This window comes from Casimicrobium huifangae (assembly GCF_009746125.1).
GTDB lineage: Bacteria > Pseudomonadota > Gammaproteobacteria > Burkholderiales > Casimicrobiaceae > Casimicrobium > Casimicrobium huifangae.
In genome coordinates, this window is the sequence record NZ_CP041352.1 from 1,812,968 (window position 1) to 1,824,306 (window position 11,339).

Here is an 11,339-nt window from a genome sequence, read left to right on the forward strand (position 1 = left end):
CGCGCGATACACTCAGACGATGTACACCATCCTCGTAGCCAATCCCAAAGGGGGCGCTGGCAAATCCACGCTGGCGACTAATGTGGCTGGAATGCTGGCGCAGACCAAGCAACGTGTGGTGATCATGGATCTCGACAAGCAGCAGTCGGCGACCAACTGGCTGGCGCGACGGCCGGCGATGCTGCCGCGCATCATGTCGTGGACCGAAGATACTGACATGGAAGAGTTACGCGCTTTCGCTCCGCAGTGGATGGTGGTCGACACCCACGCGCGGCTGCGTCGCGCCGACCGCACCTATCTGCTGTCGCGTGCCAACTTTGTGCTGGTGCCGGTGAACCCTTCGGTTTTCGATATCGAAGCGACGGCCAAGTTTCTGCTCAAACTGCACCAGGACCCGAACGTGCAGTCCGGCAAGGTCGCCATCGGCCTGGTCGGCAGTCGTACGGACTCCCGCACGCGGATGGCACAGGAACTGAACAGCTTCTTCAAGCGCAGCGGTTTGCCGGTAGTGATGTTCGTGCCGGACAGCGTGGTGTATCCGCAATGCGCGCGGGACGGCGTGTCAATCTACGATTTGCCCAAGGCGCGCACCGAACAGCAGCTTGACGCCTGGCAGCCGCTGGTGGACTGGCTGCGGTCGCAGCTGACCCGCATGCGCGCAGCCGAGGCAGCCGGCGCCGCCAGGCCCACGGTGGAGCCCGGCGTCGTTCAGGTCGCGTAACGCCCGTCGCGTCACCCGGCCAGACAGCCGCCGCCGCTGGCGGTGGCAGCTATCCCAAGACGCTTTCCTTTTCTATTTGAGCAGTCCCATCTGCCTGGCCAGCGGCATCGTCTCGGCGGCGCGCTTTTTCATGAAATCACCGACCTGGTCGTAGGTGATGTCAATCTGCTCGTAGCCGCCATCCTGCATCTGCTTGCGATGCTCCGGGTCGCTGTTGATCTTCAGGAAGAGATCGGAAATCTGTTTGCGCACCGCCTCCGACGTTGACTTCGGCACCGCAATGCCGCGATAGGCACCATCCACCCAATCGAAACCCAATTCCCTGAAGGTCGGCGTATTGGGGAACTGCGGCAACCGGTTTGGCGTTGCCACGGCAAGCACGCGGGTCTTTTCCTTGTTGGATACGGCAAAGGTCGGATAGGTCATCGCCGCATCGACGTGTTTGCCGAGCAGGGCGGTCGTGAGGTCGCCAGTGCCCTTGAACGGCACGTAGGTCATCTTGAGTTTGCCCTGCACTTCGAGGCGCTGGAACGCCATGTGGTTGGCCGAGTTGGTACCGCTACCAGCAATGGTGAGCTTGCCTGGACTGGCCTTGGCCGCCGCTGCAAGATCGGCGAAAGTCTTGTACGGCGAATCGGCGGCGACCACCAGTGCATCCGGTGTGTAATGAAAGAAGAACACGTTGACGATGTCGTCGGTCTTGTACTGCACCTGGCCTTCAAGGGGCTGCAGGATGATGTGGGGCAGGTTGCTGCCGACGACGGTGTAGCCATCGCCGGGCAGGCTGTTCAATTGCCCCCAGGCCAGCGCGCCGCCGGCCCCGGCCTTGTTCTGCACCACGAAATCCTTGCCGGTGAGCTTGGACGCGACCTTGCCCTGCAGGCGTGCCGCGATGTCGCTCTCGCCACCGGGGACGAAGGGGATGATGTAGTTGATCGGCTTGTCCGGGAACGTGCCCTGGGCGAATACGGCGGCGGGCGCAATGGCGAGCGCGGTCAGCGCCACTCGCAAGAACGGTGTCTTCACGATAGACCTCCTTGTTACAACCAGCGCAGTGTATTGCCCGAGTCGGCGCGGCGACGGTTTGTGTATCGAAGATTTTCTGCGCCTGATTCCACAAATGTGAGTTGTGCTGCGGGGCGGATTGCAGGCGATTTGGTGCATCGCTGCGACCCCATAGCGAATGTCGTGCGTGGTTCACGCCGGTCACGCGGCACGCCGGGCCTGCCCTTTGCCAGCCCGCTTGGCTTCATACATCGCCGCATCAGCGCGACGAAGCAGATCGGACGCCGTTCCCGGCCCGGCTGCATGCTGTGCGATACCGATTGAGGCGCCAACGGTCGTTGTGCTGTCCCCGACATCGACCGGGAGTTGCAATGCCAGAAACAGGCGATCAACGACTGCGTCCGGTTCGCTGGTGTTGCCATCCGGGTGCAGCAGGACGACGAATTCGTCACCGCCCAGCCGCGCCACCGTATCGGCCGCGCGTACGCAGCCCTTGATGCGCGTGGCTACTTCCGACAGCACGCGGTCACCCGCCGCATGACCGTGCGCATCGTTGATTGACTTGAAGCCGTCGAGATCGACGAAGATCAGCGTCACTGTAGCGCCGTTGCGTTCGCCCAGGGCCAGTGCGGCCGCGACGCACTCTTCCAGCGACGCCCGGTTATGCAGGCCGGTGAGCTGGTCGTGCATTGCCATTCGGCGCAGTTGCGCTTCTGCCGTCACACGCGCGCTGACGTCCTCGACCAGCGACATGATCGATGTCACCTGACCGTTCGCATCGGTCAGCGCTGAATTGAACCATTCGCAGTGCAGCAGCGTTCCGTCCGCGCGCACATGCGTCGAGGCAACGTGGTTGCGCGATTCCTCGCCGCGCTGCAGGCGCTCGAAGCTGACGCGCAGCGAATCGGCATGCAGGCCACCGAGTTGCGCAAGCACGTTGCAGCCCACGAGATCGTCGGGCAGCTGGCCAAACACCTGCTGCGACCGGATCGAGCAGTGGGTGATGTTGAGACTGGCATCAAGATCAATCACCAGCAGCGGACTGTTGTCCATGTGCGAGGACAGCCGTTCATTGGCAACGCGCAGTTTCTCAGCGGCAATCTTGAGCTCCTGCACTGTCATCGCCACCCCGATGACACCGGCGATCTGCCCGTCGGCGTCGCGCCAGGGACGTAACGCGACGGTCCGCCAAAGACCATCCTTTTGTGCCATCCGTCCGAAACGCTCGTAGTTGAGCGATTCGCCTGCCAGCGCGCGTTGCAGGTACGCCGTCAGCACCTCGATATGGGCCGGGCCATAGGCGTCGAGGATGGTCATACGGACCATTTGCCCGGGGGCGAAGCCGAGTGCCTTCGCGAATGGCTCATTGACGTACTGAAAGCGCAGGTCGGCACCGACGATGCAGATCGAAGCGCCAGCGTCCTGCGTGACGATACGACTCAGCTCCGACATCGGAATGGCCGACGGATAGTCCGGGATGGGCGGGCGAAACCGGAGGGTTGCCATGATCGATCTGATGTTACTTCGGAACCCGCCGTGACAAGTCGGTACTCGACGGCGGCGTGGCTTCCGTCTACGATCAGCACTCACACTTGTGATCCACCAAACCCGAGGGGAGATACGGATGCCGCACAACTACAACAGCAAACGCCTGCGCGATCGCGCACTGTTCGCGCAGTGGGACAAGCGCGACGAAGGGGCGTTCTCGCGCTACGGCGTCAGTCGTGATGCCGTGAAGCAGGCGCAAAGCGGGCTGCAGGGCACCATCGTGCTGCCCGGCGATCCGCAGTACAACGCCGATCGCGTGCTGTTCAATCCGGTGTTCGACCCGTATCCGGCGATGATCATCTATTGCAAGACCGAGAGCGATGTTGCTATCGCACTCAGCCTTGCCAACCTGGCGCGGCTGCAGGGCGGGGCGCCATTTACCGTCCGCTCCGGCGGCCATTGCACAGCAGGCTTCTCGGCCAGCTATGGTGTATTGATCGATATGAGCGAGATGGACAGCTACACCATCGACACCAGCGGCATGACCGCGACCGCGCAAAGTGGCGTCACCTTTGGTGCCTTCCGCTCGGCGCTGACGACATATGGCGTGCATGTGCCCGGCGGCGAATGTGACGACGTCTGTATCGGCGGCTACGTGCAGGGCGGTGGTTACGGCTTCACCTCGGTGTCGTTCGGAATGAACTGCGACTGCGTGCTGAGCCTGAAGGTGATGCTGTTCGATGGCTCCATCGTGGTGGCCACAGCCACCACCAACTACGACCTGTTCTGGGCAATGCGCGGCGGCACCGGCGGCACCATGGGCGTGTTGCTGGAAGTGACCTATCAGCTGGTGACGCTGGGCAATGTGTTCGGCTGGGCGATCGGCTGGCCGCTGACGACCGCCACGGATTTTCAAAATGCCACCGCAGCAATGCTGTTCCTGCAGCAGAACTACATGGGTGCCGCGACCGATCCGCGGCAGAATATCCAGGTGACGCTCTGCTGGCAGCCCAGCCTGCAGCCGGGGCTGCCAACCAACCCGATGTCGCCCTATCTGCTGGTGCGCGGCTGCTGGACTGGCGATTCGACTTCCGGCGCGACTGCCATCCAGCCGCTCATCAATCAGCCCGGCGCCTATCTGCAGTGGACCGATACCGATACCTTCGAGGTGATGAACGACAAGCTGCTGAACTATCCGTATGGCCTGCCGGACATCAACATTCCGCCGATGCCCAACGAGGACAAGGCGTCGCGCTATGTGTCGCGCTACATGACCAGCGAAGAGTGGAATACCTTCTTCAACTACTTCGTCGGCTCGCCGAACCAGTACTCGTACTTCTACATGGAGTTCTATGGCGGTGCGATCAACAGTCAGGCGACTGACTACAACGCCTTTGTGCATCGCACGGCGCTGTACAACGCGGTGCTTGATGTGTTCTGGTACACCAGCGACCAGCGCAATGCGGTGGAGACGTTCCTCGACGGCTGGGTGACCTTCATGGAGCCGATCTACAACGGCGAGGTCTACCAGAACTACCCGCGCATGAACGACGTCAACTACAACCGCATGTACTGGGGTGACAATCAGGCAGGGGTGTACGCCGTCAAGTGCAAGTACGACCCTTACGGGGCGTTCACCTTCCCGCAGGTCGTACAGCCGCTGATGCCGCCGATCTTCGGACCGGGGCCGGTGATCATCCTGCCAGCGGCGTTGCAGGCGGCCCTCTCGCAGCCCATCGTGTACGCGTCAACGGTTGAGCAATTCGCGGTGAAGCCGAAGGCACCCGTTCCGGCATCCGCGTAAGCGTCAACCAATGTCGGTGGCCCGCGTCATGGACGCGGGCCGACCGTCTGCTAAAGGATCTCGGCGGCGTAATCAGCCAGACGCGAGCGTTCGCCGCGCTGCAGTGTGACGTGACCGGCATGGGCCCAGCCCTTGAATCGATCAACGACATAGGTGAGACCGGACGAACCCTCGGTGAGGTAGGGTGTGTCGATCTGTGCGATGTTGCCGAGGCAGACCACCTTGGTTCCCGGGCCGGCACGGGTGACCAGCGTCTTCATCTGCTTTGGCGTGAGGTTCTGCGCCTCGTCGATGATCAAGAGCTTGTTCAGGAAGGTGCGGCCGCGCATGAAGTTGAGGCTTTTCACTTTCACCCGTGAGCGGATCAACTCGTTGCTGGCGGCGCGGCCCCAGTCGCCGCCCTCGTGGTTGTCGGCGCCCATCAGCACGTCGAGGTTGTCCTCCAAGGCGCCCATCCACGGCGTCATCTTTTCCTCCTCGGTGCCGGGCAGGAAGCCGATGTCTTCGCCCACTGGCACCGTGACGCGGGTCATGATGATCTCGTTGTAGATCTTCTGGTCGAGCGTTAGCTGCAGGCCGGCTGCGAGGGTCAGCAGCGTCTTCCCGGTGCCGGCCTGGCCGAGCAGGGTGACGAAGTCAACGTCGGGGTTCATCAGCAGGTTCATCGCGAAGTTCTGCTCGCGATTGCGTGCCGTGATGCCCCACACCGCGTTCTTGTGGTGGCCGAAGTCGCGCAGCGTCTGCAATGTCGCGCTCTTGCCTTCGATGGCGATCACCCGCGCGTAGAACGGGGTATCGATCTCGGTGTAGACGAATTCGTTGACCAGCAGTTTCGGCACGATGGGGCCAGTGATCTTGTAGAAGGTGGCGCCGCCCTGCTGCCAGCTCTCCACACCCTTGCCGTGCTTCTCCCAGAAGTCGGCGGGCAGTTCGGTCATGCCGGTGTAGAGGAGGTCGCTGTCCTCCAGCACCTTGTCGTTGAAGTAGTCCTCGGCGTCAACGTTCAGCGCGCGGGCCTTGATGCGCATGTTGATGTCTTTCGACACCAGCACGATGTGGCGCTTGGGCAGCTTCTTCTGCAAATGCAGGCAGACCGCGATGATCTCGTTGTCGGCCTTGCCCGGTGCGAATGACGATGGCAATTGCACGCTGATCGGCTCGGTCTGCAGGAATAGCCGGCCGGTAGCCCCCCCCTGTGACGCCTTGTTCAGCGGAATGCCTTCCGAGATGCCGTTTTCGAAGCCACCGACCAGGCCGTCGAGAAAGCGCGAGGCCTGACGCGCATTGCGGTTGACTTCGAGCGTGCCTTTCTTGTGGTTGTCGAGCTCTTCCAGCGTGCAGATGGGCAGGAAGATGTCATGTTCTTCAAAGCGGTACAGCGAGGTCGGATCGTGCATCAGGACGTTGGTATCGAGCACGAACAGCTTGGTGGGCGTGGCGCGCGCTTTTGGCGTGCGCGACGAAATGGACACGACACGCGACTTGGATTGCGTCATGAATTTCCTTGTGGGGAGAAAGGCAGTAGCGGGAGGAGAAAAACAGGTAGCCCGGGGTGCAGCACGGTCAGCGGGGCAGCCACGCGAAGGGTGGCGCCGGGGGTGGGAGCAGCATGGCGCTGCGGTCGGAGAAAGAAACCAATTGCATTCAGCGGGAGCCTTGGACTAAATGTAGCGATGTTTGGCGACGCGGCAAGCGTTCGGCCCGCCATGACTTTGACCAGCCAGCTGGCCGTTGGGTTTTCGCGACAGCCCTGGACAACAGCTTTTTTGCAAGAAGCCCATTGGAGCTGGGCTCATGGACTGATTTTGGCGAAAGTCGAGCAAAAATTCGTGCGTTCGGCCTGATTGGCCGGTCATTGCAATGTCATGAGACGTTTCAGGCGGAAAGGCCGTGACGGACCACCTCGCCGTTCTGGTCCACACCGAGCCAGGCGACCTGCTGACTGGCAAGAAAGGCCGGTGCGGCGTCCTCATGCAGCAGCGCAATGGTGCTCATCGCGCCGGCGGCCACGCAGAGCGGCGCCACCACACTGATTGACTGCCAGCCTTGCACCGGCCAGCCGGTAGCCGGGTTCAGGATGTGGCAGTAGCGTTTGCCATCGACTTCGAAGAATCGCTCGTAGTCACCGCTGGTTGCAAGTGCTCCGCGGGCAAGACGAATGCTGGCGATGGCGCGCTCTGGAGCACGCGGATGCTGGATGCCGATCGACCACGCGCTGCCGTCCGGTCGTGGGCCCAGCACGCGCAGATCGCCGCCGAGATTGACAATGCCGCTGGCGGCGCCATCGCGCTCAAGCAGCGCCGCTGCGCGGTCGGCGGCGTACTCCTTGCCGAAGCCGCCGAAATCGATCTCCATGCCTGCGTCCGGCAACACCACCGTCTCCGGCATTCGCTGCACGCGGGGCCAGCCGATCTGCGCCACGGCCTCCGCCAGCGCGTATGGCGTCGGGATGCGTGCGCTGCGGAAGTCCCACGCCCGACGCAGTACGCCGGAGGTGATGTCGAACCGACCGTCACTCAGCGCGTGGAGTTGGGCAGCGAAATCCAGCAGTTGCGAGGTTTCAGTGTCGATCTCGACTGCTTCGCCACTACCTGCCGCCGTATTGATGCGCGAGACGATGCTGTCTGGCCGGTAGCGCGAATATTTGTGCTCAATGCGACGTACTTCGGCAATCGCGATCTCAGCGTGCGCAGTCGCCAGCGCGCGCGGCAGGCCGGCGAGGCGCACTTCGCAGGGGCTGGCCATCGCGGTGAAGCGGAAGCGGTGGTCCTCCGCATCGTCTCCCGCCGCGTACTCGACGTCCAAAGCTGCCGGAGCAGCAGAACGTTCAGAACCGGCGGCTGAAGCCAATTTGCAGGATGTCGGCGCTCAGGCGCGCCAGGCCGGGTGAGCCGTTGCCACCCAGCCGCCAGTTGCTGCGCTGCTCGTAGCGTTCGTACTTGAAATCGGCGCTCCAGCGCGAATCGATGCGCCACTCAAGCTTGGCGCCCACGGTAATCGCACCGAATGCGGACAGCCGATGGTCCGACGATGACAGGCGCGGGCGGCCCGGCGGATAGGGCTCGCCAATCACCGGGTCATACACCGGGTCGTAATAGAAGTCCGCCTTGCCCTGCGTGTAGTAGCGCAATGACGGCGTCAGCGTGAAACGCTCGCCCAGCGGGTGCACGCCCTCGACGGCAGCCGTGTGGGCGCGAATGCCGAAGGTGTCGCGATAGAAGCGGTAGCTGGAGCGGATGGTGACGCCAAGCGGCTCGATGTGGTGATTCCAGCGGGCGAGCGCCGTGGTCTGGTCGCGCTCCCGCGGGCGCTTGTCCACCAGCTTGTAGGGATCGTTGAAGTAGCCGCTGGCAGCGACGCGGCCGACGTTGAGCTGGACGAGATCGTTCTTCGTCCACGCCTGGGTAACGCCGATCATGAATTCGTTGCTGCGCTTGTGCTCGTTCTCGACGACGCCGTTGACCGGGTTGATGTCGTCACGCGTGAGGCCGGCGCCCACGTAGAGCGTGGTGTTGTTGTCGGGCGTCGACCAGCGCACATCAAGCGACGCCGCGCGGGAGCGGTAATCGCGCTCTTCCGAGAAGGCGCCGCCCACGCCGACGCTGACGCGATCGAAGTAGCGGGTGGCCCGCGCCGTGCCGGCAGTGCGGTGGTCGCTCATGTGCGACGCGCCAGAGATGGCCGAATGCCAGCGCGGCGACGCGCCGGAGATGTCGTCGTGGACCAGGCTCGCTTCCAGCGCCCAGTTCGACGCCACGGGTGCCAGCACGTATAGCGACGGTGCGATGACGCGAATGCGGTCAAGGCCGGGTTGCCGGTCGTCGTAGCTTTGCAGCTTGACGCTAATGACGCCATCGGTCGGTGCCGATTCGGCGTGCGCCACATTCAGCAGGCCGGGTAGCGCCAGCGCCGCGAGCGTGATCGAACCGAGGCGCGGGCGAGCGTCGGTGGGCTGGATGTCGTCGTGGTCAGTTGCAGCCACAGCCACCTCCGCCAACGCCAGTGCCGCCTGAGGCCGCTTCCTTGCTGAAATAGACATGCTGACTGAAGGCGTCTTCCAGCGGGTCAGCGCCGAAGGTCATCTCCCGCTTGGCGAGATTGCCCTTCTCGAACGCTTGCGGTGGCTGCAATGCACAGCCGGCGAGGCTGGACAGGGCGAGCACGGCAAGCAGGAGGGCGGCGCGCGGTGGCGTTTTCGGTAGCTTCAGTTCAATCACTTCGCGGTCCTCGACAGGGCGTTCCTGATGGCGTCTTCCAGTGCGGCGCGGTCTTCTGTCTTGAACCCGGCGTGAACCAGCACCACGCGACCTGCCGGATCAATCAGCAGCGACGTCGGCATCGCCTTGACAGCGTAGCGGCGCGGCGTATCGCCACTCGTATCGTAAGCGATGGTGAAGCTAGCCAGGTTGCTGGCGAGAAACTTCTCAGCGTCCTGGGTTCGCGTGTCGACGCTCACCGCAACGATACGCAGGCCTTTACCGCCATACTTCGCGTGCATCTCGTTCATCCAGGGGAACGACTGCTTGCAGGGCCCACACCACGATGCCCAGAAGTCGAGATACGTCCATTCCCCACGAGCGCGGATGGCGTCAAGCGAGACAGCGCCCTGCGGGCCGGACAGTGCAAACGACGGCGCAGCGTCACCGATGACTGCCGCCTGAGTTGTGGAAACGGCGCTGCTAACCGCCATTGCAGCCGCCACCGCTCGGGCCGCATTCGCTACGACTCGCAAGATCCGATAGCTGCCAGATGGCGCAGCCTGCATCATGGCGCAGGAACGCAGAACTTCACGCCTTCACCGTCCCAGCCGAGCCCGACGAACTGGTTGTAAATCGCCAGACTGGTGGTGAAGCGATGGTTCGGGTCGTTCGGAAAGTTCGCATTGCCACGGAACAGTCGGTACACGGGGGCAAGGCCGGCAGCGCAGGAACCGCCAACGCCCTCCACCAGTGGCGCGAAGGCATAGGAGTCGACACCCTCGTTGTAGGGCAAGCGGGGCGCCTGCAGGTTGTTCGGATTGAGGCTGGCGAGCAGCGTTTTTTCGGTTTCAACCAGCGTGTAGAAGTGACTGCCGCGCTGGCCATTGCGCGCCACCTGATCGAAGTAGTAGCGCGAGATGCCGAGCCGGTCGGCTGCCTCGATGACCAGCACGTTGAAGCTTTGACCGGTTCGCGCCCAGCCGGCGACTGCATCGAGCAGCGTCTTGTCGCCATCGCGCGAGGTCATGAAGTAGTAGTCAAGCGGGGCGTAGCGATATTCGGTCATCACCCGGGTTTGCTGCGCACTGACCACGCCGAGGCCGCTCAACGCCACCGCACTGCTACCGCCCGCCGCGTTGTGCAGGATCAACAACTGTGCCTGCGCGGCGCCGCTCTCGGTCGGCGTGATTCGCAGCGATACCGAACAGCTGGCGGATGGCGGGACGCTGATACCGTCGGCACAATCGCCACCGATGCGCTGGAACGGACTCCCGCTCGGGGTGATGACGATGGCGCTGATCTGCAGCGGCAGGCTGCCGGTGTTGCGCACCTCAATGAACTGCTGACTGCTTGATGAGCCAACGACCGTCGGCGGGAATACCAGTGTGGCCGGTACCTGAATGGCCGCTGCCGAACCGGAGCCACTGGCGGTCACCGTGCTGCTGCCGCCACTCGCGTTGTGCAGGATGGTGATGGTGGCGTTGCGGGCGCCCGTCGCCGATGGTGTGAAGATGACGTTGACGGTGCAACTGGCGTTGATGGCGACCACGTTGCAGTTCGAGTTGACGGCGAAATCCGGATCACTGGACGAGACGCCGGACACGGCCAGCGGCAAGGTGCCGGTGTTGGTGACGGTGATCTGCTGCGCTGGTGCAGCGGTGCCGGGCGCGACGGCGCCAAAGCTCAATGTCGGCGGCGACACCTGCGCCACAGGCTGGCCGGTGGCCGACGTCGGGTCCGCGATGTAGGCCGCGAGATCGATCAGCTGCGGTGTGGTGACGTGACCGCGCAGGAAGGCCATCTGCACCACCAGATTGTTGATGGCGTTGGCGATATTGCCGGCGTTCTCACCCAGTTGAATTCGGTTTTGCCGGTCCAGCGGGTCGGGGCCGTGACAGGCGCCATTGCTGCAGCTGCGTTCACCGGCGACCAGCGGGGTGTTGTAGAGCACCTTGCCGTTGTTGACGTCCTGGGCCAGCACCGTGCTGCCGAGCAGACTGACCAGGCCAATCGCAGCGAACGCCGCCAGGCGCGAGAGCATGGCCGTTGCCCAGGTTGTAACTGGCCGGCCGCCCGATTCTGTGTTCTGCATCGACAACATTCTCACTATCGTTTGCGTCCC

General features: G+C 63.2%; 10 protein-coding genes. 2 read left to right on the forward strand and 8 right to left on the reverse strand.

Features of this window, described 5'->3' with window-relative positions; all coding sequences use genetic code 11:
• Positions 1–19: 19 nt before the first annotated feature.
• Entirely contained in the window at positions 20–721 is a 702-nt protein-coding gene (locus FKL89_RS08305; RefSeq protein WP_156862315.1) for a ParA family protein, read from the forward strand.
• Between the two features lie 72 nt (positions 722–793).
• Here FKL89_RS08305 and FKL89_RS08310 read toward each other — a convergent pair whose 3' ends face one another.
• Positions 794–1,747, reverse strand: a complete 954-nt coding sequence (locus FKL89_RS08310; protein ID WP_238363547.1) for a Bug family tripartite tricarboxylate transporter substrate binding protein — start codon at positions 1,745–1,747, stop codon at positions 794–796.
• 180 nt (positions 1,748–1,927) lie between these two features.
• Positions 1,928–3,232 (reverse strand): diguanylate cyclase, encoded by a 1,305-nt coding sequence (locus FKL89_RS08315; RefSeq protein ID WP_156862317.1) that lies wholly within the window; start codon positions 3,230–3,232, stop codon positions 1,928–1,930.
• A 118-nt stretch (positions 3,233–3,350) separates the two neighbouring features.
• On the opposite strand from FKL89_RS08315, the gene FKL89_RS08320 reads away from it, so the two are divergent.
• On the forward strand, positions 3,351–5,018 hold the full coding sequence (locus tag FKL89_RS08320; RefSeq protein WP_156862318.1) for an FAD-binding oxidoreductase: 1,668 nt from the start codon (positions 3,351–3,353) through the stop codon (positions 5,016–5,018).
• Positions 5,019–5,068: 50 nt separating this feature from the next.
• Here FKL89_RS08320 and FKL89_RS08325 read toward each other — a convergent pair whose 3' ends face one another.
• The 6 genes from FKL89_RS08325 to FKL89_RS08350 form a co-directional block, all read right to left on the reverse strand.
• Positions 5,069–6,514: a PhoH family protein gene (locus FKL89_RS08325; RefSeq protein ID WP_156862319.1), complete on the reverse strand. Its 1,446-nt coding sequence runs from the start codon at positions 6,512–6,514 to the stop codon at positions 5,069–5,071.
• A 379-nt stretch (positions 6,515–6,893) separates the two neighbouring features.
• A complete protein-coding gene (locus tag FKL89_RS08330) occupies positions 6,894–7,868 on the reverse strand; it encodes an FAD:protein FMN transferase (protein WP_238363548.1) in 975 nt (324 codons plus the stop codon).
• Complete coding sequence (locus tag FKL89_RS08335) at positions 7,846–9,000, reverse strand: DUF3570 domain-containing protein (RefSeq protein ID WP_238363549.1); 1,155 nt, start codon at positions 8,998–9,000, stop codon at positions 7,846–7,848. The genes FKL89_RS08330 and FKL89_RS08335 overlap by 23 nt, the downstream gene beginning before the upstream one ends.
• A complete protein-coding gene (locus FKL89_RS08340) occupies positions 8,987–9,235 on the reverse strand; it encodes a DUF4266 domain-containing protein (RefSeq protein ID WP_238363550.1) in 249 nt (82 codons plus the stop codon). The genes FKL89_RS08335 and FKL89_RS08340 overlap by 14 nt, the downstream gene beginning before the upstream one ends.
• The gene (locus tag FKL89_RS08345; protein ID WP_238363551.1) at positions 9,232–9,708 is read right to left on the reverse strand and encodes a TlpA family protein disulfide reductase; all 477 of its coding nucleotides are present in this window, start codon (positions 9,706–9,708) and stop codon (positions 9,232–9,234) included. Before FKL89_RS08345 ends, FKL89_RS08340 begins: the two co-directional genes overlap by 4 nt.
• 74 nt (positions 9,709–9,782) lie before the next feature.
• Positions 9,783–11,309, reverse strand: a complete 1,527-nt coding sequence (locus tag FKL89_RS08350) for a choice-of-anchor D domain-containing protein (protein ID WP_162527452.1) — start codon at positions 11,307–11,309, stop codon at positions 9,783–9,785.
• Positions 11,310–11,339 lie beyond the last annotated feature (30 nt).

What these genes read in the sequence shown, in the direction of transcription:
- FKL89_RS08305 (WP_156862315.1), top strand. Translation starts at nt 20, where the DNA reads ATGTACACCATCCTCGTAGCCAATCCCAAAGGGGGCGCTGGCAAATCC.
- FKL89_RS08315 (WP_156862317.1), bottom strand. Translation starts at nt 3,232, where the DNA reads ATGGCAACCCTCCGGTTTCGCCCGCCCATCCCGGACTATCCGTCGGCC.
- FKL89_RS08320 (WP_156862318.1), top strand. Translation starts at nt 3,351, where the DNA reads ATGCCGCACAACTACAACAGCAAACGCCTGCGCGATCGCGCACTGTTC.
- FKL89_RS08325 (WP_156862319.1), bottom strand. Translation starts at nt 6,514, where the DNA reads ATGACGCAATCCAAGTCGCGTGTCGTGTCCATTTCGTCGCGCACGCCA.
- FKL89_RS08345 (WP_238363551.1), bottom strand. Translation starts at nt 9,708, where the DNA reads ATGGCGGTTAGCAGCGCCGTTTCCACAACTCAGGCGGCAGTCATCGGT.
- FKL89_RS08350 (WP_162527452.1), bottom strand. Translation starts at nt 11,309, where the DNA reads ATGCAGAACACAGAATCGGGCGGCCGGCCAGTTACAACCTGGGCAACG.